At 38.9% G+C, this 25,310-nt stretch carries 21 protein-coding genes; 15 read left to right on the forward strand and 6 right to left on the reverse strand.

Annotated elements, in window-relative coordinates:
- Nucleotides 1–122: 122 nt before the first annotated feature.
- Nucleotides 123–1,460 (reverse strand): MFS transporter, encoded by a 1,338-nt coding sequence (locus E7L28_RS03385; RefSeq protein ID WP_187002505.1) that lies wholly within the window; start codon nt 1,458–1,460, stop codon nt 123–125.
- A gap of 363 nt (nt 1,461–1,823) precedes the next feature.
- On the opposite strand from E7L28_RS03385, the gene E7L28_RS03390 reads away from it, so the two are divergent.
- From E7L28_RS03390 to E7L28_RS03435, 10 genes are all read left to right on the forward strand, one after another.
- Nucleotides 1,824–2,510, forward strand: a complete 687-nt coding sequence (locus tag E7L28_RS03390; protein ID WP_012863813.1) for a Crp/Fnr family transcriptional regulator — start codon at nt 1,824–1,826, stop codon at nt 2,508–2,510.
- 71 nt (nt 2,511–2,581) lie between these two features.
- A complete protein-coding gene (locus E7L28_RS03395) occupies nt 2,582–6,259 on the forward strand; it encodes a nitrate reductase subunit alpha (protein WP_316711435.1) in 3,678 nt (1,225 codons plus the stop codon).
- A complete protein-coding gene (gene narH, locus E7L28_RS03400; protein ID WP_316711436.1) occupies nt 6,249–7,682 on the forward strand; it encodes a nitrate reductase subunit beta in 1,434 nt (477 codons plus the stop codon). Before E7L28_RS03395 ends, narH begins: the two co-directional genes overlap by 11 nt.
- Nucleotides 7,675–8,199, forward strand: coding sequence for a nitrate reductase molybdenum cofactor assembly chaperone (narJ, locus tag E7L28_RS03405; protein WP_004697895.1), 525 nt, complete (start codon nt 7,675–7,677; stop codon nt 8,197–8,199). Before narH ends, narJ begins: the two co-directional genes overlap by 8 nt.
- Nucleotides 8,196–8,867 carry a respiratory nitrate reductase subunit gamma gene (narI, locus tag E7L28_RS03410; RefSeq protein ID WP_316105076.1) on the forward strand — a complete coding sequence of 224 codons (672 nt, stop codon included), beginning with the start codon at nt 8,196–8,198 and terminating at the stop codon, nt 8,865–8,867. The genes narJ and narI overlap by 4 nt, the downstream gene beginning before the upstream one ends.
- 324 nt (nt 8,868–9,191) lie before the next feature.
- Nucleotides 9,192–9,794 (forward strand): hypothetical protein, encoded by a 603-nt coding sequence (locus E7L28_RS03415; RefSeq protein ID WP_165851649.1) that lies wholly within the window; start codon nt 9,192–9,194, stop codon nt 9,792–9,794.
- Nucleotides 9,795–10,045: 251 nt separating this feature from the next.
- On the forward strand, nt 10,046–11,317 hold the full coding sequence (locus E7L28_RS03420; protein WP_278456699.1) for a putative porin: 1,272 nt from the start codon (nt 10,046–10,048) through the stop codon (nt 11,315–11,317).
- Between the two features lie 138 nt (nt 11,318–11,455).
- Nucleotides 11,456–12,061 (forward strand): hypothetical protein, encoded by a 606-nt coding sequence (locus E7L28_RS03425; RefSeq protein WP_021147671.1) that lies wholly within the window; start codon nt 11,456–11,458, stop codon nt 12,059–12,061.
- 291 nt (nt 12,062–12,352) lie between these two features.
- Nucleotides 12,353–13,558 carry an MFS transporter gene (locus tag E7L28_RS03430; protein ID WP_008715280.1) on the forward strand — a complete coding sequence of 402 codons (1,206 nt, stop codon included), beginning with the start codon at nt 12,353–12,355 and terminating at the stop codon, nt 13,556–13,558.
- A 174-nt stretch (nt 13,559–13,732) separates the two neighbouring features.
- Nucleotides 13,733–14,617, forward strand: a complete 885-nt coding sequence (locus tag E7L28_RS03435) for a LysR family transcriptional regulator (protein ID WP_287531056.1) — start codon at nt 13,733–13,735, stop codon at nt 14,615–14,617.
- Between the two features lie 139 nt (nt 14,618–14,756).
- On the opposite strand, the gene E7L28_RS03440 is transcribed toward E7L28_RS03435, so the two are convergent.
- Together E7L28_RS03440 and E7L28_RS03445 are read right to left on the reverse strand one after the other, a co-directional pair.
- A complete protein-coding gene (locus E7L28_RS03440) occupies nt 14,757–15,371 on the reverse strand; it encodes a LysE/ArgO family amino acid transporter (protein ID WP_004694005.1) in 615 nt (204 codons plus the stop codon).
- Between the two features lie 135 nt (nt 15,372–15,506).
- A complete protein-coding gene (locus E7L28_RS03445) occupies nt 15,507–16,547 on the reverse strand; it encodes a YeiH family protein (RefSeq protein WP_024061052.1) in 1,041 nt (346 codons plus the stop codon).
- Nucleotides 16,548–16,895: 348 nt separating this feature from the next.
- Here E7L28_RS03445 and E7L28_RS03450 point away from each other — a divergent pair, with 348 nt between their 5' ends.
- From E7L28_RS03450 to E7L28_RS03465, 4 genes are all read left to right on the forward strand, one after another.
- On the forward strand, nt 16,896–17,441 hold the full coding sequence (locus E7L28_RS03450) for a beta-class carbonic anhydrase (protein WP_316711437.1): 546 nt from the start codon (nt 16,896–16,898) through the stop codon (nt 17,439–17,441).
- 545 nt (nt 17,442–17,986) lie between these two features.
- Nucleotides 17,987–18,739, forward strand: a complete 753-nt coding sequence (gene bioD / locus E7L28_RS03455; protein WP_316711438.1) for a dethiobiotin synthase — start codon at nt 17,987–17,989, stop codon at nt 18,737–18,739.
- 201 nt (nt 18,740–18,940) lie between these two features.
- The gene (bioA, locus tag E7L28_RS03460) at nt 18,941–20,329 is read left to right on the forward strand and encodes an adenosylmethionine--8-amino-7-oxononanoate transaminase (RefSeq protein WP_316711439.1); all 1,389 of its coding nucleotides are present in this window, start codon (nt 18,941–18,943) and stop codon (nt 20,327–20,329) included.
- Between the two features lie 188 nt (nt 20,330–20,517).
- On the forward strand, nt 20,518–21,858 hold the full coding sequence (locus E7L28_RS03465) for an anaerobic C4-dicarboxylate transporter (protein WP_198455259.1): 1,341 nt from the start codon (nt 20,518–20,520) through the stop codon (nt 21,856–21,858).
- Nucleotides 21,859–21,963: 105 nt separating this feature from the next.
- Here the strand turns inward: E7L28_RS03465 and E7L28_RS03470 are convergent, their stop codons facing one another.
- From E7L28_RS03470 to E7L28_RS03480, 3 genes are all read right to left on the reverse strand, one after another.
- A complete protein-coding gene (locus E7L28_RS03470) occupies nt 21,964–22,371 on the reverse strand; it encodes a Fur family transcriptional regulator (protein WP_227037671.1) in 408 nt (135 codons plus the stop codon).
- A 209-nt stretch (nt 22,372–22,580) separates the two neighbouring features.
- Entirely contained in the window at nt 22,581–23,399 is an 819-nt protein-coding gene (locus tag E7L28_RS03475; RefSeq protein ID WP_105086906.1) for a metal ABC transporter permease, read from the reverse strand.
- Nucleotides 23,392–24,153 carry a metal ABC transporter ATP-binding protein gene (locus E7L28_RS03480; protein WP_105086907.1) on the reverse strand — a complete coding sequence of 254 codons (762 nt, stop codon included), beginning with the start codon at nt 24,151–24,153 and terminating at the stop codon, nt 23,392–23,394. The genes E7L28_RS03475 and E7L28_RS03480 overlap by 8 nt, the downstream gene beginning before the upstream one ends.
- Before the next feature lie 147 nt (nt 24,154–24,300).
- Here E7L28_RS03480 and E7L28_RS03485 point away from each other — a divergent pair, with 147 nt between their 5' ends.
- Nucleotides 24,301–25,215 carry a metal ABC transporter substrate-binding protein gene (locus E7L28_RS03485; protein ID WP_008603023.1) on the forward strand — a complete coding sequence of 305 codons (915 nt, stop codon included), beginning with the start codon at nt 24,301–24,303 and terminating at the stop codon, nt 25,213–25,215.
- Nucleotides 25,216–25,310 lie beyond the last annotated feature (95 nt).

The raw sequence follows: 25,310 nt of genomic DNA on the forward strand, positions 1-25,310 counted from the left end.
AGGCCGCAGACCTGATAAGTATGGAGGAGAGATGCGGGGTTTCTTTTATCACTTAGTTAAGAAAAGTGAATTATATTTTGTTGTACCGTTGAGTGAACGTAAATTTTCTGTTTCCCAGAAAATTATACATTCATATTTGCGCTTTTACGCACATAGAACCAGTAGCATACTGCTACAGTTACGATGTTGAAGGCTAATAGTACAGCAAAGGCTGGATGGATATTACCAAATGTGGAATATACAAAGCCGAAGATTTTAGGTGTAATAAAGGCACCGTATGCAGCTACGGCAGCTACGAAGCCAGTGATTAAAGAGGATAATAGCGGATTGCCAAATACGTGTGGAATCATACGGAATGTTGCACCTGTTGCGAAACCACAGCTTACGAAGGTCAACACGGACATAGCAAAGAAGAATGGGAAGTTGTGCATATCTACGCCAACTGCAATTAGCGCTGTTGTTACACATAGACCGAGAAGGCTTACAAAGGTAACTTTTGTACCGCTGTTAATTTTGTCTGCTAACCAACCACCTACAGGACGAAGTGCACCTGATACAAGTGGACCTACGAATGCGATAGAAGCAAATGGTACTTCTGGGAATTCTTTACCTACTAATAGACCAAGTGCTGCTGCATAACCAGAGAAAGCACCGAAGGAACATGTATAAAGTAATGTAAGAGCCCAAGTGTGTTTGTTACCAAAGATTTGTACTAGATTTTTAGGATTTGGTTTTTCTAGAGGTAAGTTATCCATGAAACGTGTCATAAGTGCAAGGATAACAACGAGTGGTACGATCCACATGAAAGCTGCATTGGCAAGGTATACTGCGTTTCCTTTGATGATAGCTGGTGTTACACCAAATACGCTACCTAGTGCAGCAGAACCCATAGCGAATGGAGCCAAGAAGTAGATTACGGAAATACCAAGGTTACCAACACCGCCGTTGATACCAAGAGCAGTACCTTTTTCGGATTTAGGGAAGAAGTTGCCAATGTACGCCATGGAGGACGAGAAGTTGCCGCCCGCTAAACCGATAAGGGCAGTCAAAATCATGAATGTCGTATAAGAAGTTGTTGTATCTTGAACGGCAAAGCCGAGCCATACAACAGGAACTAATAAAATAAGTGTGGAAATAAATGTCCAGTTTTTACCACCGATTAAGGCTGGCATGTAGGTATATACAAAACGTAATGTAGCACCTACAAGGCCTGGCAATGCAGCTAAGGTAAATAATTGATCGGTTGTGAAATTAAAGCCTGCGCCGTTGAGTTGCGCTGCAATGGTTGCCCATAAATACCATACACAGAATGAAAGGGTTAATGCAATTGTGGATATAACCAAGTTTTGTTTAGCAATTTTTTTACCAAACTTTTCCCAAAATTCTGGATTATCTGGTTGCCAATTAGCCACAATTTCGCTACGGCTTGCCCCTACTTGAGGCATTTTTAGTTCGTTCATTTTGAACTTCTCCTTACTGTAACAACTATACACGTAGACAAGAAAAATATATAAGATTATATATAATATATATATATATATAAATAGTAAAATCTAAAGAATTTCCATAGAAAGCATTCGATTTACTTACAAAACTGCGTTATAATTATTGTAGCATTAATATTTTTCAATGTCTTACATCACAGATATATTATATAGTGTAATTTTTTTTGTGAATGTGATGTAAAACACACATATTCTGAAATTAATAAGTTATAATAATCATATATATACGAAAAAGTATATAGTATAGGTACTTTTACTATAAATAGATTAGTATAACTAATGGATTTTGTTATAAAAGTACTGTGGAGTGATAATGGTATGGATCAAAAATTAATTAACCAATTGCTTGCTTTGCCGGGTGAGGAACTACATCTTAAAAAAGGTGATTTTCTCTTCCGTGAGGGGGACAAGGCAGAATACTTTTACGTAGTAGTAAAAGGTAGAATGAGCATTAAGAAGTTCGAAGCTAGCGGACACATTTTTGCGTTGCGTTTAGTAGGGCCGAATAATGTAATTGGTGAGGTTCCGTTGTATGAGGAGAACACTAGAACATATGTGTTCAACGCCATTGCTCGGGAGGATTGCTCTGTTTATTGTATACGCTATGATGTGTTGGAAGGGGCTATTGCAAAAGACCATTCATTGGCTATTGCAATGATGAAAATCTACACTTTGCATATGCGTCGTCAACAGGCAAAATACCGGGACTTGCTACTTTACGGCAAGAAGGGAGCATTCTATTCTACCTTGTTGCGCTTAGCCAATAGTTATGGTGTAAAGCGCGAGGATGGTATCTTTATTGATATTGCCCTAACAAATCAAGAATTGGCTGAGTTTGCTGCCACATCAAGAGAAAGTTTAAATCGCATGTTAAGTGAGTTACGTAAGTTAGGCTATGTAGCCTATGACAAACACCATCTAGTAATCTGTGATTTTGACGCTTTAATCGGATTACTTGATTTAGAGGTTGATAGTATTGACCCTAATATTAGTAATATCGAATAACAGGATTTTCTCCCTTGTGTTAGCACATCTAGCACAAGGGATTTTTTTGTAGTTTTGAAGGAGGACACGAGATGAGCTTGTTGTCTCAAAAGTTTAAGTTTCTTCGCAAGAAGGAAGTATCTCCAAACGGCCATCAAATCACAGAAGATGGAGGTCGTGAATGGGAAAATTATTATCGTGACCGTTGGTCTTACGATAAAGTTGTCCGCACAACGCATGGCGTAAACTGTACTGGTTCTTGTAGCTGGAATATTTATGTTAAAAACGGTGTTGTAGCCTGGGAAAATCAAGCAATTGACTACCCTGAAACACCAGATGATATGCCAGATTATGAACCACGTGGGTGCCCTCGTGGTGCAACATTCTCTTGGTATCTTTATAGCCCTTTGCGCGTAAAATATCCTTATGTACGTGGCGAATTGGTCGAGCTTTGGAGAGAAGCGAAGAAGCATGCTAAGAATCCAATCGAAGCTTGGAAATCTATCGTAGAAGATCCTGAAAAAGCGAAAAAATATAAGTCAGCCCGTGGTATGGGTGGCTTTGTGCGCTCCACATGGGATGAAGCAACAGAAATTACTGCAGCATCCTTACTATATACAGCAAAAACATATGGCCCTGACCGCAACGCAGGCTTCTCTGTAATTCCTGCGATGTCCATGTTGTCCTATGCAGCAGGGGCTCGTTTCCTTAACTTGATGGGTGGCACACCATTGTCCTTCTATGACTGGTATGCCGATTTGCCACCTTCCAGCCCTCAAGTTTGGGGTGAACAAACTGATACACCTGAATCTGGTGACTGGTATAATGCTGGTTACATCATGACGTGGGGTTCTAACGTACCTTTGACCCGTACGCCAGATGCTCACTTCTTGACAGAGGTTCGTTATAAAGGTACTAAAGTAGTATCCGTGTCTCCTGACTATGCGGAATCTACAACTTCTTCCGATGCATGGCTCAATGTAAAAGCTGGTACCGATGCGGCTCTTGCAATGGCAATGGGTCACGTTATCCTAAAAGAATATTACATCGACAAAGAAACTCCATACTTTAAAGAGTATGCAAAAGAGTTCACAGATATGCCATTCCTTGTACGCGTTGAAGATATCAACGGCACAGTTCAACCAGGCCGTTTCTTGAATGCCAAGGATTTAGGTCGCCAAGAGGAAGGCGCTGACTTCCAAATGGTATTGATTGATGAATTAACAAATGAAATCGTTGTACCTAATGGTACAATGGGTGAACGTCACACGAACCCACAAAAATGGAATTTACGACTTGAAAATCGCGACACAGGAGCTAAAATTGATCCTCGCTTATCCGTGTTTGATCAACGGGAAGATGTGACGATTGTTAAATTGCCGTACTTTGGTGATGAAGAGCACGAAGGTGTTATTGAACGTGCTATTCCTACTATTACGGTACAAACTGCAGATGGTCCTGTGAAAGTAACTACAGTGTATGACCTCATTCTTGCTAACTACGGTATTGACCGTGGTATCGGTGGTGAAGTGGCTACAAGCTATACTGATGACACTCCATACACACCTACATGGCAAGAAAAAATCACTGGCGTAAAAGCGGACATTGCTATTGCTACAGCACGTGAATTTGCAGATAATGCTGAAAAAACGAAAGGTCGTTCCATGATTATCATGGGCGGTGGTATCAACCACTGGTACCATGCCGATGTTATTTACCGCACTATTTTGAACCTTATCATGTTCTGTGGTACAGAAGGCGTTAACGGTGGTGGTTGGGCCCACTACGTAGGTCAAGAAAAACTTCGTCCTGTTGAAGGTTGGGGTGGTATCATGACTGCCAATGACTGGAGTAAGGCTCCTCGTTTGCAAAATGGTACATCTTGGTTCTACTTTGCTACAGAGCAATATCGTTCTGACTGCATCGATTTGGCAGACCGCGTATCTAAATTGGCTAAACCTCGCTATCGTCATCCTGGGGATTACAATGTATTAGCAGCTCGTTTAGGCTGGTTGCCATCTTATCCTACTTTCAATAAAGGTAGCCAAGAATTGATTAATGATGCTCGTGCAGCTGGTGCTAGTACAGAAGCAGAAATCAACCAATATGTGGCGCAAGCCTTGAAAAATAAAGATTTACAATTCTGCGTAGAAGATCCAGCGGCTAAGGAAAATCACCCTCGCAACTTGTTTGTATGGCGTGCAAACCTTATTGGCTCCTCTTCTAAAGGTCATGAGTATTTCTTGAAACATTTATTAGGCACAAAAAATGCCGTATTGGAAGATGACGATGCTCCTACACGTCCAGAAGAAATTAAATGGCGCGAAGCAGATGGGGAGGGTAAGCTTGATCTCTTAATTGATATCGACTTCCGTATGGCGTCTACAGGTTTATATTCTGATATCGTGTTCCCCGCAGCTACATGGTATGAAAAAGAAGACTTGTCTTCTACGGACATGCATCCATATGTACATGTATTCCAAGCTGCTGTTGATTGCGCATGGGAAACTAAATCTGACTGGGATACATTCCGTACCCTTGCAGAAACAGTATCTCGCGTAGCAAAAGAATCTGGCTTTACAGAATATGAAGATATTGTAGCTACTCCACTTGGCCATGATAGCCCAGGCGAAGTAGCGCAACCAGAAGGTAAAGTTCTTGATTGGAGTAAAGGCGAATGTGAACCAATCCCTGGTAAAACAATGCCGAACCTCGTTCATGTAAAACGCGATTACAGTCAGATCTTTGAAAAATACATTGCTTTAGGACCTAATATCGAAAATAAAATGGGTGCTCACGGTTTGGCGTGGGATGTATCTGACGAATATCAAACATTGTATGGTCAAAATGGTACGATTGATAATCCAGACTTCATTTCTCATGGCCGTCCAAGCATTTACGAATGTAAGGAAGCTTGTAATGTTGTATTAACATTATCTTCTTGTACAAATGGTAAATTAGCGGTTCGTTCTTGGAAAGCGATGGAAGAAAAAACAGGTCTTTCTGGGCTTGAAAAGAATGCAAAAGGTCGCGAACAAGAAAAGATTACTTTCGATGACATGGTTCGTCAACCACGCTTTATCATTAGCTCTGTAACAAGTACTGGTAAGAACGATAAAAACCGTCGTTATTCTCCATTTACAACATCTACAGAAGATAAGGTACCATTCCGTACTGTAACAGGTCGTCAATCGTTCTATTGTGATCATGAAATGATGCGCGACTATGGCGAAGCTATGGCATTGTACAAACCTGTATTGTCATATAAACCAGTACAAGGTGATTATAAACAAGAAGGTATTCCAGAAATTACGTTGAAATACTTAACACCACATAATAAGTGGTCTACACATAGTATGTATTTTGATAGCCAACAAATGTTAACATTATTCCGTGGTGGCCAAACAATTTGGCTCAACGAAGATGATGCAGCAGAAATTGGTGTTAAAGATAATGACTGGGTAGAAGCTTTCAATAAAAATGGTGTAGTTGCAGCTCGTGCAGTTGTATCTCCACGTATTCCTCGTGGCATTTCTTATATGCATCACTCCCAAGACCGTCACATCAACGTTCCTGGTACGCAAGTTAAGAAAGATCGTCGCGGTGGTACACACAATGCGCCAACACATATTCACATGAAGCCGACACACATGATCGGCGGTTATGGTCAATTGAGCTATGGCTTTAACTACTATGGCCCAACTGGTAACCAACGTGATATGACAATTGTGGCTCGTAAATTGAAGGAGGTGGATTGGCTTGAAGATTAAAGCTCAAGTATCCATGGTCCTAAATTTGGACAAGTGTTTAGGCTGTCATACATGCTCTATTACTTGTAAAAATACATGGACGAACCGCGAAGGCGCGGAATATATGTACTTTAATAACGTGGAAACCCGACCTGGCGTGGGTTACCCACGTAATTGGGAAAACCAAGAGAAATGGAAGGGTGGCTGGACTCTCGATAAAAGCGGTAATTTGGCGCTTTCCACAGGCTCTAAAGGCTCTCGATTGATGAAGTTGTTCTATCATCCAGAACAACCAGAAATTACGGATTACTTTGAACCTTGGACATACGATTATGAAACATTGATTCATACCGGTCGTAAAAATAATCAACCTGTAGCACGTCCTCGTTCTTTGTTAACAAAGCAAAAAATGGAAGTAACATGGGGCCCTAACTGGGATGATGATTTGGCTGGTGGTCATCATGCACGGGAAGATGTGAACTTGGCTAAGATGGGTGATGATATCGTATTTGACTACGAAGAAGTATTCATGCGTTATTTACCACGTCTTTGTAACCACTGTTTGAATCCTGCATGTGTAGCAGCATGCCCATCCGGTGCTATCTACAAGCGTGATGAAGATGGTGTTGTACTTGTTTCTCAAGATGTATGCCGCGGTTGGAGACATTGCGTTCCATCTTGCCCATACAAAAAAATCTTCTATAACTGGGAAACGAATAAAGCTGAAAAATGTGTATTCTGTTACCCTCGTTTGGAAAATGGTCTGCCTCAAATATGCGCTGAAACATGTGTAGGTCGTATGCGCTATGTTGGTGTAGTCTTATACGATATGGACAAAGTTCAAGAAATGGCAGCTACGAAGGATGAACAAGACATCTACCAAAATACAGTAGATTTAATCTTGGACCCTAATGATCCAGAGGTTATTAAAGCCGCTCGCGAAGCAGGTATCTCTGAAGCATTCTTGAAAGCAGCTAAAAAATCTCCTGTTTACAAGCTTGTAAAAGAATGGGGCGTTGCATTGCCATTGCATCCAGAGTATCGCACATTGCCAATGGTTTGGTATGTGCCACCGCTCAGCCCAATTTTACAACGTGTTACATCTGATGTATACTTGCCAGATGCACATGAAATGCGCGTGCCTGTACAATACTTAGCTAATATGTTTACTGCTGGTAATACAGATATTTTAGCTCGTGTATTACAACGCATTCTCGATATGTGTGAATACATGCGTCGCCGTGAAACAGGTGATGAAGCAATCGCTCATGAAGTAGATCTTACAGAAGAGCAAATGTATGCTATGTACAAATTGTTAGCCTTGTCTAAATATAATGATCGTTTTGTTATCCCATCTGATGTTAATGTATCTCGCGAAGGTCGCTTAGAAATGCAACACAATCGTGGTTTTGCATGCCCGACAGGGGGTTGCCATAATGGATGATGCACAAAAAATAGCTCTCATTGCTTCTTTTTTGCTTCGGTATCCAGATGAATCTTGGTACAATGAACTTGGTGAATGGAAAGAGGATACTCGCTCTGTTGAGCATCCTCAACTTCGCCAAGGATTGTTAGAGTTCTTTGATTACATTGAAGAAACGGATCGTAAGGCCTTTGAAGACCAATACGTACGTATCTTTGACTTCAGTCGTAATACAACGATGTACTTATCAACTTATGAATTGCAAGGTACAGGGGAACAAGCAGAGGAACTCGTTAAATATAAAGCCTTCTTCCTAGAAAATGGCTATGATTTACCAAAGGAGATGCCTGACTATATTCCAGCTATTCTAGAGTTATGCGCTGTTATCGAACCTGAAAAGGCTCGTGAAGTGTATGATTATTGTAAACCAAAGCTAGAATATATTAGGGATCGATTGATCGAAGCAAAACTGACCTATGCATTCTTATTTGATATCATATTGTCGGTTGCAAATGGATTGGAGGACGGTGCACGATGAATCTATTTTTATGGGGCGCTTTGCCATATATTGCGTTTACCTTCTTAATCGTAGGCACACTTGTTCGTTTCTTCTACTTTGAAAGAAACTGGACTACAAAATCAAGTGAATTTTTAGAGAAAAAACAATTACGTATTGCCAATCCATTGTTCCACTTTGGTTTGCTATGCGTTATCGGCGGTCACGTAGTAGGTGTATTAGTGCCTAAAACTTGGACTGCAGCTTTGGGTATCAATGACCATATGTACCATGAAGGTGCTTTATATATGGGTGCTGTAGCGGGTATCATCTTCATCGTTGGTTTCTTGCTCTTGATGAAACGTCGCTTTACTGTACCTGCTATGAAAGTAAATACATCTGGCCTTGATAAATGGTTATATTTATTCTTAACATTAGCTATCTTTAGTGGTATGGCTGGTACATTGCTTAATGCATCTGGCTTTTTTGACTACCGTGTATCCATCGGCCCATGGTTCCGTAGCTTATTATCCTTTATGCCTGATCCATCCTTGATGGAAGGCGTGCCATTCATGTTTAAATTCCACATGTTGGCATGGATGGTGGTTGCTATTATCTTCCCATTCAGCCGTTTGGTACACTGCTTGAGTGTTCCACTCAACTACTTAACACGTCCGTTCATCGTATATCGTAAACGGGATCAAAAATAATTAGGATGATGATTAACTTGTATGCCTATATATAATAGGATTCATTAATCTATGGCCCCTTGTAGTGGTGAAAGCATATGCTCACAACTATGAGGGGCTTTTTATTTACCGATTCTGTATTAGTAGATTACAATGTATTCCCTGTAGAGAAGAAATTTATTCATTGTAATAAGCTTAGAATGACTATAATAAGTATTTTAATTTAGAATTATTCTTATAATATATACTATGTATCTAATATAAGTAATCTACAAAATCCGATTTAAATGATAAACTATATCGTATATATTGAATTTTTTAGGTATTATTTTCGAGAGGTATATGATGAATCAAGTTGAAACAAAACAGAAAAAAAGTATTTACCATATCTTTGTATGGATTGCTATTTTCTCCTTAGTTATGATCGGTTTATTAGAGTGGGGCTACATGGCCGGTGGTCGTGCCTTTGGTAACTATAAAGTGTATACGGGTCTTGTGCCATGGTGTGTATGGATCGTCATGACCTATTTAACGACTCGCCCTAAATGGTTTACAAGCCGCTATAATTTAGGTGACATGTATAAGGTACACCGTGCATTAGGTATTGCCACTGTAGCTGTTATTGCATTTCATTTATATCTCTATTTTGGTAAAGCGGCTAAATCCATCCTTGGTTGGTGGGGCGGATATGTGGCTCTTACCTCCTTTAGTATTGCTACAATCTCTGGCCTTGCGTTTTTAACTCCAAAACTTAGAAAGGTTACACCATCTGGTCGTAATGTAGGTATTTGGTTACATCGATTAAATCTTGTAGCACTTGTTGCTGCAGATATCCATATTCATGGTTTTAATCGTATTTCTAAAATGGTGCCATTTTTACAAGTGTTTGATATCATTACATACGGTCTCGTTCTTTACTGCATTTACTTGATATTTAAAAAGAAATAATATGAATTACTAGAATCCCTTCTGTATCATGCAGAAGGGATTTTTCGTTACATTTATAGTTTCTAGTAAATTAACATAGGATATTATCAGTTTGAGTCATAAATAATTGTGAGATTGATATACATTTTCCCTTTACTCATATAATGAAAATTGTTATTATCTGTATGTTAAACATGATAATGATAATTAGGTTCACAGATTCATTATCTATTCATTTTTATTCTTGTTATTTTTATTGTGTGAGGTTTAGTATGATTAAACGTAAAATGACCAGTGCTTTTGCAGTGGCTGCCATGATGGGTGTGGCTACAGCTTTTGCTGTTAACCCATTTTCTGATGTTCCTTCTGATAGTTGGGCTTATCAAGCAGTAGATCAATTGGCTACAGCTGGTATTATCAATGGATATCCTGATGGTACTTTCAAAGGGCAAAATAATATTACGCGTTATGAAATGGCCCAAATGATCGCGAAAGGTATGGCTAATCAAGATCGGGCAAATGCGGAACAACAAGCTATGTTAAATCGCTTGGCGGATGAATTTTCCAATGAATTGAATACACTTGGTGTGCGTGTAGCTAAATTGGAAGACCGCGTAGGCAATGTAAAAGTTACTGGTGATGCTCGTATCAATTACATCGGTAAAGAGGGTGGCGATGGTTATGATTACGAAGATAAGATCACAGCTCGTGTACGTCTAGGTCTCGACGCAAAGGTTAATAAAAATACCTCTGTCAAAGCACGTATTACAACAGGCTCTATTGAACTAGGTGATAGCTCTAAAGAGGCACAAGCTAATTGGGATTTAGCATATGTAGAGCACAAATTCGGTAAAAATGTTGTGGTCGATGCGGGTCGCTATACTCAAAAATTTGGTGGTGGCTTGATTTATAGCTCTAACTTTGATGGGGTAGGCGCTACAGCTAAGCTTGGTGATAAAGTTACATTAAATGGCGCTTATGGTTACATGACAGCAGGTCGTTTTGCTAAGACTAGTAAAGCTGATAATGGTGATGTAGGTCTTATCAATGCTAATGTAGCTGTTAATGATCGCTTTGGTTTTGGTGGTATGTTTGCTCATGTAGGTACAACGAATGTACGTATGGGTAATGGCAAGAAAAATAACGAATTCGATAATGTATATGGATTTAATGCTAAGTATAATATTGGTAAATTCGGTATTGATGGCGAGTGGGTAAAAGCATCTGGCTTGAGTGATTCCGATATTTGGAACGTTGGCGTTAAATGGGGCGACTATAAAATTAATAAGAAGAACTCTTGGGCTATCCGATTAGATTACTTTGATCAAGCTAAGAATGCACCTGTATTTAAAACACAAAAATATGAATCTAATGATTTATTAAAGAAAACACGGTATGAAGGCTATAAAGCATGGCAATTAGGTGCATCCTACGCACCAGAGAAAAATATCGGCATTAATGCATACTACGGCTTCAATGCTAAAACACAAGAAGGCAATCGCGTAAATGATTACTATCGTGCGGATCTTAACTTCAAATTCTAATTTAATGATTGGATTTTAAGTTAATCAGTAATTAGTTCTAAGTAGAATGCTATAGGGTGAGAGTGTTTTATTAGCATGCTACATTAGGCCAAACTAGATGTATACTTGTAGATTGTATAAGACATAGAGAGGTTTATTATGGCAGAAGTTGTAAAAAAACAGTTTAAGAGTAAATACCATATTTTAATTTGGATTGCAGTTTTATCCTTAATATTTATGGGCATGGTGGAATATGGTTATGTAACAGGTGGTAGATCATTCGGCAATTGGAAGGTTCACTTAGGCCTTATTCCTTATGTTGCATGGCTTGTATTAACATACATTGCAACAAAACCAAAATGGTTTATCAAACGATACAATCCAAAAGAAATGTTTGAAATTCATCGCATCGTAGGTATTGTTAGTGTGGTTCTCGTATGTGCACACTGGTATGTATACTTCTTGAAAGCTTTGAAATCCTTCTTAGGATTCTGGGGTGGTTATATCTCCCTTGTGGCTATGTTTATTGCTCTTATCTTTGCGATATTATACTTAACACCTTGGGTAGGGAATATGGCAAAATCTGTATCTCGTAAAAAAGCAATCTGGATTCATCGCTTGAATCTTGTTGCTATTATTGCGGCAAATATCCATGTTCATGGATTTGGACGTTTATCTAAAATGGTGCCATTCTTACCTGTGTTTGATGTAGTGACTTATGCGCTTGTTATTTACTATATTTATTGGATGTTCAAACAAAAATAATATATCGTAGGCATCTCTTTCTTTGGTAAACTTAGGAGAATCACACGATAAAAAAGACCATCGCTGACCCTTATGGGTATAAGCGATGGTCTTTTTAGGTTGTTTGCGATACAATAGAATTATAAGTATATATTCTATGGATTTATGTAAATATATGCTGTTGCATTCTTTTGAGGTAAGAATAAAAATCTATTCTATAAACATTTCTTTTGTATTATAGTATTCTTTAGCTCATATCGATATGTATATTACTACCTTTATAGGTAATTTTAAATAAGAAAGAAGGATATTATGGATTCTTCTTGGAAACGAATTATATACCTAATCTGTACTATACAGGTTGGTGGGGGTATAACAATTATTGGTGTATTATCCTTTCTTCCGTTATTTTTAGCTGAGCTAGGTCTTCATGATCCAGGAGAAGCCGCCATGTGGGCAGGCCTTGTATCAGGTGTAACGCCTTGTATGGTGGCACTGAGTGCACCCTATTGGTCGCGTAAGGCTAATCAGCTTGGCCCGCGTAAGGTAATGATGTTCATCTTGTTTACCCTGATGGTGACTGTTGGTGCCTGTGCTTTTACACAAACACCATGGCAGTTATTAATGTTACGTATATTGCAAGGTGTGGTAGGGGGCTATGTTCCAATAGGATTGGCTATTATTATTCTCGTAACCCCTGAAAATAAGGTACCTTGGGCAATGGGTTTATATCAAGCCTCCATGGTTATGGGCCTCGTTTTTGGACCACTCATGGGTGGTTTGGTGGCGGACTTATTAGGTTATCGTGCACCATTTGTTATGTTCTCAGCCTTAACAGGGCTTTGTATGTTGGGAATTTATCTATTCATGCCTAATCTACAGTTTGAGCATAAGGTAGATGCTAGAGAGTCGCAGCTGTCTCTAATTAAATCCTTTTTGGTCATACCTCGAGTTCGCCTCTTGGTAGGATTATTGTTCTTATGTAATTTTGGTATTACTGGTATTGGTCCCATTTTACCACTATACATTAAGCACTATATGCATATGAATGATGAGTTTGTAGCCACTATTGTTGGTATAATCATCTTTGGCGCCGGTTTGTTTAGTGCTTTAGCTTCAATCTCCATTGGCAAGATAACAGAACGTTTAACCATGCCTCGTATTGTTTTTACTGCTACATGGGCCGTAGGGACTTTGTTTATACTTCAATATATAATGCCTAGTATATGGGGTCTTGGCATATTCCGTGCCATTGCAGGATTCTTCATGGGTTTTATTACACCGATTGCCAATACGCTCATATCCAAGGCTGTTCCTATTGAGCGGCGAGGTATCGTGTTTGGTGCGGTGTCTAGTGTGGCCATGATGGGAAATGTATTGGGGCCTGTCCTTAGTGGCATGATTGCTCGTGCCTTTGGGTACGGGGCGGTCTTTTGGTCTACAGCAGCTATATTCTTTGTAGCGGCGCTGTTTATTTATCGTAGTTTAGTTATTCCAAGTGAAAGTCAATCGGCATAGCTGATTTGCTTTCACCGTTTTAGACATAGTTAAATATATTTAGTAGTATGTATAGAATCTATAAATACTATGTAGAGAAAACGTATGGCAAACTCCAATATGGGGTCATATGTTGCGAAATGTTTCAAAGGTATTGAGCTGTCTAATCTGCAAGAGAGATGAGAGTGCATCGTTATGTTATTAAAACAATTAGAGTATTTTGTGTGTGTAGTAGATAACAACAGTTTTACACAAGCTGCAACAGAGCAATATGTATCTCAATCTGCTATATCTCAGCAAATCAAAGCTCTTGAAACTAGTCTTGGTGTTGAACTAATGGTTCGAGAAAAACGAAGCTTTCATCTAACACCAGCAGGACAATATTTATATCGATCTGGTAAGAAGCTATTAGAACGGTTCCATGATATTAAGGTAGAAACGACGCGCATTGGTACAGATGCACGGGTGAGTTTGCGCATTGGCTATTTGAACCGTTATAGTGGGATTGCTATGCAGCAAACTGTGATTCGCATGGCAAAGCGTTATAAAAATTTAGATATTCGTATGTACAGCGGCAGCCATGAAGAGCTATATGGCATGCTTAGTGATCGTCGTGTAGATGTAGTATTTAATGATCAATGGCAAATTTTATCTGATGATTTTGAAAGTCATTTAATTGATAAAGCCACTACATTTATAGAGGTACCACAAGGATATACTAATGAAGATTGTGTAGAACTAAAGCATATCGATGATTTACCACTTATTTTATTGTGTCGCGGGAAATATACCTTGTCTGAAGAGGAACATTATCGCAAAGCTATAGGTTATAATGGTGCCTTCGCTTATGCTCGTACGTTAGAAGAAGCACGATACCTGGTTGCAGGGCAGCAAGGGCTATTACTATTAGATTGTTTTAAATACTTAACAGATCCTATGCCAGGTATCGAACGTAAGGTGTTGACGAATCATAGTAAACCTATGGAACGCCACTACTACTTTATATCGCAACGAAATCAAAATAATTCGTATATTGTAGCTCTTAGAGATATGTTCCGGCAGGTACTTGAAGAATTATAAATGAGATTATAAATGAAAAAGTCGTTAGCAACTTGCTAACGACTTTTTTCTTTTTTGTACATCATCTATTTGTATTTTTCTTATATAGTTATGATGGTATTAGTGATTTAGACTTTTCTTTGTATCTATGACTATAACCTTACAAAAAGTCTCTTAACATCATGAAGCCATCAATACATAGTTTGATACCGTAAATGACGAGAACCGAACCACAGAAACGGTTAATCCATGCCATATGAGTAATTTTAATTTTTTTAGCTAGTAGATGCATTGTAGTAGCTAGAGAACCAAACCAAATTGGTGTCATAACTAAGAAACCAGCGAAAAAGTGGTAGATGCTTTCTTTTGGAATATTAGCTTGAAAAGCACCGAGCATCATTGTCGCATCTAGAATGGCTTGAGGATTGCCCCATGATACCGCAATGGCTGAGACAATAATTTTTCTAATCGGAATATGTGTGTCCACATTGCGCATGTCTGGTTCAGTTTTAAATATATTAAAGCCCATATAAACAATGAGGAGGCCCCCAAAGAGTAGAACTATGAGCTTTGTGAGTGGCCACATTTCAAGAACGGCACCAATACCATAGAAGGCGGCAGCACTTAAACTCATGTCAAAAAACGCTAGTATGATTAGCGTCAATATAATGCGACGGACAGGTTGCACCAAGGCCGTATTAATAATGAAGAGGTTTTGCATGCCAACAGGGGCAAACGTAGCGAGGCCGACAAGAAGTCCTTGTAAGAAGTACATATTAACCCTCCTGACTATGGTATGATAAAGTACTAATAAGGTGAATAGTAGCACGAAACCCCTCCATTACTGGAGGGGTCCTTACTATTCTATTCATATATAATTATAACATAATATACAATATATGTATATTTTCTACCATAAACCTATCATATGTTGTGCCATAAGGCTTACGACAGAAATAGCAATCCAGCAACAAGCACCTAAGGCTAGAGCAGAGCCGCCGGATTTTAATAATTTTACAATATTTGTATTAAGGCCGATTGCTACCATGGCCATTGTAATAAAGTATTTGGAAATTGTTTTGAAGATACTCAAGAATTGAATATCTACATTAGCATAGGATAATGCTGTTGTGATAAGGGAGCAAAGTACAAAGTATAAAACGAATCTTGGGAAAATCTTAGCAATACTAACGTTTGCACCATCTGTCTGAGAGGCATTTTTCTTGGCTTTGTATACTTGATAACTTGCAAGACCTAAGCATATAGGAATGATAGCTAGGGTACGTGTTAGCTTTACGATAGTAGCATATTCCAGAACTTGTGTGCCAGTACCTTTCATACTATCCCATACAGCAGCTGTTGCTGTTACAGAAGAAGTATCGTTAACTGCAGTACCAGCGAACAATCCAAAGCCCATGTTAGAGAGTCCAATGGCGTCACCTAATTGAGGAAATACAAAGGCGGCTACTACATTGAAAAAGAATACAACAGAGATTGCTTGTGCAATATCATGATCCTCTGCTTTAATAACTGGAGCCGCCGCAGCAATAGCAGAACCACCACAAATGGATGAACCAACACCGATGAGGACTGCTGAGTTAGAGTCAATATGAGTTAATCGATAAATAACATAGGATACGATTAACGATGTAGCGATGGTAGAAATGATGACAGGTAAAGAAATCCAACCTACATGTAGAATCTGTGTAATGTTAAGACCAAAGCCCAACAAAATAACGGCCCATTGTAAAATCTTTTTTGATGTAAACCCAATGCCAGCACCTGTTTTTTCCCGTTTCCATGATGTGAAGATAGAACCGATAATTATACCTAAAATAATGGCAAAGATTGGACTACCTACTAGATGAAATTGCTGTCCTAGTAGCCAACAAGGAATAGCGAGAATGGCACAGAGTAAAATGCCTGGCAACGTTTTTTGATTGATACCCATTATAAAACCTCCTTACTGTACATACAGTTCACGTCATATGTGGTATCATGTGGCGTTTGCTTTCTATAGTGTTAATAGTACCATAGGAAGGGTTTTTAAATCTACCACATATATAAGAATTATACAGAATATTCATTTCTTGTGAATGTAAAAATATTAAGGACTGTGAAGATAAATATTGATTATGAGTATAGAATTATTACTTGATTAATGAACTTTGTGCGGTTTGGATAGGCTGTAATAATTATTTATAAGTGATAAATTTAACTTGTTTTATGATGAATAAGGTGTATATAATGAATAGAATCTATTTCAGGTGGAAATAGAGTATATAAAGTGAGGACCCTTATGATTGATATTGCAAAAATAATTGAAATCAATAAAGACTATGTAAAACATCATCCTGAGCTGCCAAAGGCTGAATTAACAAGTCATCCTACAAAAAAGTTAGGTATTGTAACCTGTATGGATACCCGCTTAGTAGGTATGCTAGAAGAAGCACTAGGCTTTCATCGAGGAGAGATAATTGTCATTAAAACTGCAGGCAATAGTGTAACACAACCTATCGATAACATCGTGCAAAGTCTGCTCGTTGCTACCTATGGTATGGAAATTGAAGATGTGCTAATCATCGGTCATGAAAACTGCGGTATGATCGACTTTTCTGCTACTACATTTATGGAATCTATGAAAGCGAAAGGTATTAGTGAAGATGCTATTCACATGATCGAACCAGGTCTTATCGATTGGATGGATAGATTTCATATTTCTGAAGACAATGTAATTTATACAGTTAACTTCCTACGCCACCATCCACTATTTCCAAAAGGAATGGGCTTCTATGGCGGCATGATGGATCCTGATACAGGTGAATTTCGCTACCTCGAAATCTAGGCTAAGATTTGATGGGGCCCAAGTTGATTTGTACATTTAGGTGAAAAGAACGATAACTAACCTCTACGCTCCAAAGCGAGCTAAGTCGCTAATCGGTTAGTCATCACTCTTTTTATAACTGTATTTGTGAACTCGTCCCATCGAGTCTATTCATAAATCGATAAAACAAAATTCACTGTATCAAATGAGTAAGGGACGAAAAAGTTATCGTTCTTTTCCCATATAGCCAACCTATTATTATCGTATTCAAAGTAGCGGTCTGTGACTCTATGGGACTAATACTGCGATAATGTTATAAAAAGCTGTGTTCCTAATCGAAGTGCGACTTAGTTTACTATGGAGCGCGGAGGTTAGGGACACAGCTTTTTAGCTAAAATGTAGCGATGTATTCGGGCCCCATAGAGTCATAGAATCGTAAACTTGAACAGTAATAATAGGTTGACTATATATTCCTTTTCGCTGTATATTGTAATTAGATTGTAAACTTAATCACATGAATTAGTTAACCTATGCGGCAGTAAGTATTCGCTTGAGAGGAGCTTTGTATGAAGCAGTTAGGTATTTCTATAATTGGTACAGATACAGATGTAGGTAAGACGTTTGTGACCGGGTTATTGGGGGCGATGGCTGTAGACGATGGCTTTGCTGTTGGGATGGTGAAACCTGTGTCTTCTAGTGCAGTGCCTTTCCCTGAATGTGTGACGATGGATGAGGATAATTATAATATCGACCTTGAGAGTAAAGATGCGACACATTTGATGCGCTCGACAGGTATTCCTGAATCTCGTCGTCATGAAGTGAATCCTTATGCTATTGCCGGTGATTTTTCTCCTCGCCTTGCAGCGGAATTGGCTGGTATCGAGATTGACTATTATGGTCTTGTAGAACATACATTAGATGTAGTGAGTCGCTATGACATAACCTTTGTAGAAGGTGCTGGCGGTATCACGACCCCTCTCTATGGAGATAAAACTTTCACGGATTTTATGAAAGATATCAAATTACCAGCTATTGTTGTAGCAGATGGTCGTCTTGGCTCTATTAATCGTGTCGTTTTGACTTGCGAATATGCTAAGTTGCATGATATCGAGGTGAAAGCTATTATCGTAAATGATACAACAGCTGTAGATCTGTTTTTGTTGAAAACAAATGTGGCAGATATGGAGCGTTACACAGGTGTTCCTGTAGTAGCTGTAGTGCCGCCATACCAAGGTCCGGATATTCAAAAGGTTCAACTTGGTTGGGCTCGATCTTTTATTGATTCTAAGGAATTATGGAACACAGTATTAGGTCTATAAATAATAATTGGCTGATTTTATATTAGCTATAGCAAGTTAATATATGTTAGAAGTGATATTGAGTACATATTAACAGTAATTTTGAGACGTATTAAATTTGTGATTTAGCATACCTTAGATTGGGCAACTTAATTTAGTTTATATAAGGTATATGTGATAGAGAGTTATAGTTTGTAAACTTAGTAAGTATGAGGTGACGAAATGGCAGAGAAACAGCTTTCACAAGCAGCACAATGGGACCACGAGTTTGTATGGCATCCATTTACACAAATGCAAGATTGGCTAGCACAAGAACCAGTAGTAATTGAACGCGGTGATGGGGTATACCTCATCGATGAGAACGGTAAAAAGTATTACGATGGTGTATCCTCTTTGTGGGTTAATATTCATGGTCACAACCATCCTGTATTGAACCAAGCATTGAAGGATCAAATCGATAAAATTGCGCATAGCACGTTATTAGGCCTCGTAAGTCCTCCGTCTGCACAATTGTGTAAAGAACTTGTAGAGCTTGCTCCAGAAGGCTTAGATAAAGTATTCCTCTCTGATGATGGCAGTACAGCTATCGAAGTGGCTATTAAAATGGCGTACCAATACCGTCAACAAGTAGGGCAAACGAAAAAGACTAAGTTCATTGCCCTCAATGCAGGCTATCATGGGGATACATTAGGTACCGTATCCGTAGGTGGTATTCAATTATTTCACCAAGTATTCCATAATCTATTATTTAAACCATTAACATTGCCAAGCCCTGGTGTGTATAGAGATTTGGCAGATCGAGATAAAGCTTTTGAAGAGTCGTTGACTGAATTGGAACGTATCCTTAACGAAGAAGGTGATGAAATTACAGCTCTTGTTATGGAACCATTGGTGCAAGCAGCAGCGGGTATGCTCGTAATGCCTCACGGCTATTTGAAACGTGTTCGTGAGTTAACAGAACAACACGATGTATTCCTCATCGTCGACGAAGTGGCTACAGGCTTTGGTCGGACTGGTAAATTCTTTGCCTGCGAGCATGAAGGCGTATCTCCAGATTTTATGACTTTATCCAAAGGCATCACTGGTGGGTACCTTCCATTAGCAGCAACATTGACTACAAAACGCGTATTCGATGCATTCCTCGGCACTTTTGAAGAAAAGAAAACCTTCTATCATGGTCACTCTTATACCGGTAATGCCTTGGCCTGTGCCGTTGCGTTGGCTTCTTTGAAAGTATTCCGTGATGAAAAGGTAATTGAACAATTGCCTGCTAAAGTAGAAGCTTTCACAAAGGCTTTAGAACCTATTAAGTCATTGAAGCATGTTAAAGAGGTTCGTCAGCGAGGCCTCATCGTAGGTATTGAACTTGAAAAAAATGTGGCAACTCACGAAGCATATCGCCCGAATGATGCGGTCGGTGCTAAGGTGGCAATCCTCGCCCGTGAGCAAGGGCTTATCTGTCGTCCTATCGGTGACGTGGTTATTCTCATGCCTCCATTGGCATCCACTGTGGAACAATTAGAGGATATGGTTCGTATTGTGGGTGAAAGTATCCAACGTGCAACTGAGGAAGAGGGGATACTTGAAGATATGCGCCCAATTATTTTATAATGCTAAATTAATTATTGGAAAGCTACACCTATTGTCTTTTGTTAGTAGTTTAAGGCAATGGGGTGTAGTTTTTTTTGTATAGCATATCGAAATTTCGTCATATTTTAAACTATAGACTATACATTGCCAAAATTCGATGATTATTTAGCATATCTATGATACTATATATGTATAAAGGAGGTCATCGTATGGACATTTATGTAATTATGCAAGTTATTATTTTATTTGGTGCCATCTTCCTCGGTGTTCGCCTAGGTGGCATGGGCATCGGTTACGCTGGCGGCCTTGGGGTTGTGTTGTTAAGCCTTGGTATGGGGATGTTTCCGGGACAGATTCCATGGGATGTAATTCTGATTATCATGTCTGCTATCGCAGCCATCTGTGCTTTACAGTTAGCCGGCGGTCTTGATTATTTAGTGCGCATTGCTGAAAGTATTTTGCGTAAAAATCCTAAGCATATCAACTACTTAGCACCAACTGTTACGTATTTCTTAACTATTTTAGCGGGTACTGGTCATACAGCATTCTCTATGATTCCAGTAATCGTAGAGGTGGCGAAAAGTGAAAACATTAAGCCATCTGTGCCATTATCCATCGCCGTTGTAGCAAGCCAAATTGGTATTACAGCGAGTCCTGTATCGGCAGCAGTAGTTGCTATGAGTGGGTTCCTTGAACCATATGGTGTTAACTATCCTACATTGCTTGCCATCTGTATTTCCACAACATTCGTAGGGGTTATGATTACGGCATTTATCATGTCTACCTTTGCGAATAATGATTTGTCTTCTGATCCAGTATATCAAGAACGTTTGGCGGCGGGTCACGTGGCGCCACCTCGTGAAAAAAGCACTGATTTCCATTTAAAACCAGGCGCAAAAACTTCTGTATTAATCTTCTTGATTGGTATCATTTGTATTGTATTCTATGCAACAGCAATTTCCAAAAATATTGGTATTATTAAACCAGTTATTTTTGGTCGAAACGATGCTATCATCGGATTTATGATGATTATTGCGGCTGCTATAACATTCTTCTGTAAGCTTGATACAGCAGAACTTGTTAATACAAGTACATTCAAATCTGGCTTATCTGCTTGTGTTTGCGTACTAGGTGTAGCATGGTTGGGCGATACCTTTGTAAAAGGTCATATTCCTGAAATTAAAGCACTCGCTTCTAGCATGGTAACAGCATATCCGTTCCTATTGGCGGTAGCCTTCTTCTTTGCAAGTACATTGTTGTATAGCCAAGCGGCAACTACACAAGCTTTGGTACCAGCTGTAATTCTAGCTCTCGGTATTACACCAGAGAACACAGGATCTGTTTATATTATTATCGCATCCTTCGCAGCTGTATCTGCACTCTTCGTATTGCCTACATATCCAACACTTTTGGGGGCTGTACAAATGGACGATACGGGCTCTACGCGAATCGGTAAGCTTGTATTTAACCATCCGTTCTTTATTCCAGGCGTACTTGCCATCGCCATTTCTGTAGCACTCGGTTTCGTAGTGGCTCCGTTGATGCTGTAATTGGTGAAAGCTAAATAAGGTTAATACAAAATATATTTTAAAACTAAAAAGGACGTAACTATCAGTTGCGTCCTTTTTGTTGTTTAAACATTAGTTGTCTATTTTCTACTTCTTGTTTTTGCACTTCTTACAAATCCCTGCGATCTCAAGGTGATGTTCCGTTACAGTAAATCCTGCATCGTTAAGTTCTTGTGGCATTTCTACGACGGGACAGGTATGGAGCGGTATCATGGCACCACAGCTCGTACATACAGCATAGTGTCGATGTGTATGAGGGGTAATTTCATAATATGCCATCTCACTACCCATGAGCGTGGTACGTGTAACGATACCCTTAGTTTCTAATAGTTCAAGTGTACGGTAGATAGTAGACATCCAAGTAGTGCTACCATTACCTAAGCGTTCTGCGATTTCAAGGGCTGTAATAGGTTTATCTGTAGTTGTTAATACAGACCAAATGGCTTCGCGCTGTTTGGTCTTTTTTATGCCTTCCGGCCAAGCTGTTGTATTCATAACTCTTTTTCGATTCTGTTTTAATACTAAAACTGTTATACACTTGTATAGTTAGATGATTTATATGGCTAATAATATATCAAATATACTATCGGATTTAGTTAGCTGTATTTTTTTATTTAACTAATTATATTATTCAATTCTAACTAGCTATATTATTCTAACTAGCTATGTTGTTTATATCTAAACATATTAATGATTGTTTTAGTTTATTTGCTAAACTGCATGCGTCGTATGATAGCTCGAATATTCTTAATGACTAATACTACTAGTAAAATACCTACCGATGTTAGAGATACGAAGCCACCAGGAGCTACGTTAAGGAAGTAGGATCCAAAGAGTCCAATGATCATAGCGAGCAAGCTAAATCCAATGGAGCATAATAAAGTTATTTTAAATCCTTTTTCTAATTGTAATGCAGATGCTACAGGTAACGCAATCATGGCACTCAATACGAGGACACCAACAATTTTAATAGAAATTGATACGGCCGCAGCCATTAAGATGGCAAAGATATAGTTAATAAAATCTACCTTAACACCTGCTACACGAGCGGCCTCTTCGTCATAGGCGATGTAAAGAAGTGAGTTGTATAGGAAATATAAGGTGAGTACAGATAAGATTGTAAGCACAGCAATACTAATCATATCAGTTGCGTTTACCGTTAGGATGCTACCAAAAAAGAATACATTTGCGTTAGCCTTTAGTTTGCCTGAGCTAATAAGCGTAATAGCTGTACCAATGCTGAGGGATAAGATTATAGTAAGAATCAAATCGAGATGGTGTGAAAAATATTTTCGCAAGAACTCGATGAGTGCACCACAGATAGCAGTAAAGATAAAAGCCCCTAAAATTGGATTAGTATTCGTCAATAAACCTAGCGTAATACCTGCTAGAGATGCATGACTCATGGTGTCCCCAATCATACTGGAACGGCGTAGCACCATGAAGATACCAATACATGGACATAAAAGAGAAATACAAATCGCTACGAAGAAGGCATTTTGCATGAAATCATAATTAAACATGGTGCACCTCCTCAATTGTGGTATCATCGGCCTGAGCCTGAGACTCTGTTGTTACATCTGTGAAACAGGAGCAGTTTTCGTGATCTATTGGATTGCGATCTGTACTGTGCATGATTTCACTAGCATATTGCTCAGGGGAGCAAAGGTGACCTTGACCATTTGCAATATGGTAGATATTAGTTGAGTTGGCTAAGGCCATTTCGATATTGTGCTCAACAGAGATAATCGTAATATGGTGCTCTTGGTTCAAATTGCGAAGTAGAGCATAGATGCCCTCTTGGCTTTTTCTGTCGATACCCGTTGAAGGCTCATCGAGAATGATGAGATCTGGCTTACCGATGAGGGCACGGGCGATAGATACACGCTGAGCTTGTCCACCTGAAAGTTTACTAATGAGACGGTCTTTAAATTCCGTCATATGGGTAAGCTCTAATACGCGATTGACTTCCTGCTTATCCTTAATCTTTAAAAGTTTTCGGTAGGAATCGAGGATTTCTTTTACCGTAATAGGAAAGCCTGCGTGAGAGAAGTCATTTTTTTGAGACACATACCGAATATTATTGGTGCTTCGCTTGATAGAACCTTTTACCGGTGTAAGAAAACCTAAAATAAGACGGAGTAAGGTACTTTTACCACACCCATTATCCCCAACGATGGATATATAATCACCACTGTGAATATGTAAATTAAGGTCGTTTAGCACATAAGGAGGTTGACCTTGATAGGAAAAATAAAGATGTTCTATTGATAACATATGAAAACCACATTTCTGATTGACAAAATTCTAAGTAAGTTTATACTATAACTATATTACAAATGCAACTGAGTCGCAACTGCAACTAAAGAATAGAGTGTATTCTGTATAGGCATAGCGATCAGGATTTTACAAAGGAGGACTACGATGATCAAGAAACTGATTTTGTTAGTTGTAGGTATTATGATGGCTGCTTTATTTGCAGGTTGTGGCAATGATGCACCGAATGCACAGAAGGAACAAGCAGGTAAAAAAATCCAAGTGGTAACAAGTTTTAATGCAATGGCTGAGTTTACAAAGGCTATTGGTGGTGACAAGGTAGAGGTATCTACTATTATACCAGATGGTGTAGAACCACATGATTTCGAGTTGAAACCTGAAAATATGAAACAATTGGCAACAGCTCAAGTGTTTGTGTATAACGGTTTTGGTATGGAGCCTTGGGCAAAACAAGCTATCGAAGCAGCTAAGAATGATAAACTCGTATCTGTTGTAGCTACTGAAGGCGTTGAAGCTATTAAAAATACTGATCCAGAAGAAATTAAAGAACATGGTGCAGAAGATCCTCATGCATGGTTATCTTTGAAAAATGCTAAAATTGAAGTGAAAAATATCAAGGATGCCCTTGTAAAAGTTGACCCAGCAAACAAGGATTATTATGAAAAGAATTATACTGAATACGTTGCTAAATTAGATGCAATGATTAAAAAATATGAAGAGCAATTCGCTAAAGCTCCGCATAAAAACTTTGTTACAGGCCATGCAGCGTTTGCGTACCTATGTCGTGACTTTGGGTTAGAACAAAATAGTGTGGAAGATGTATTTGCTGAAGGCGAACCAAATGCAGCGCAATTGGCTAAACTCATCGAATACGCTAAAGAAAACCATATCACTACTATCTTTGCAGAAGAAATGGCTAGCCCAGAAGTATCCAAAACTTTGGCACAAGAAGTAGGGGCTAAGGTAGAAACAATTTACACTATCGAAAGTAACGAAGACAATAAAACATACTTAGAACGTATGGATGAAAACCTTACAAAAATTGCAGCATCTTTGCAATAAGATAAATAAAAGAGCAGCCCCTAGTGGGCTGCTTTTTTGCGTTATAATAGGCTAAAATAATATCTTCAAAGTTAGATTATATAGTATAATATATT

The organism is Veillonella parvula (assembly GCF_032575955.1).
Classification (GTDB): Bacteria; Bacillota; Negativicutes; order Veillonellales; family Veillonellaceae; genus Veillonella; species Veillonella parvula_J.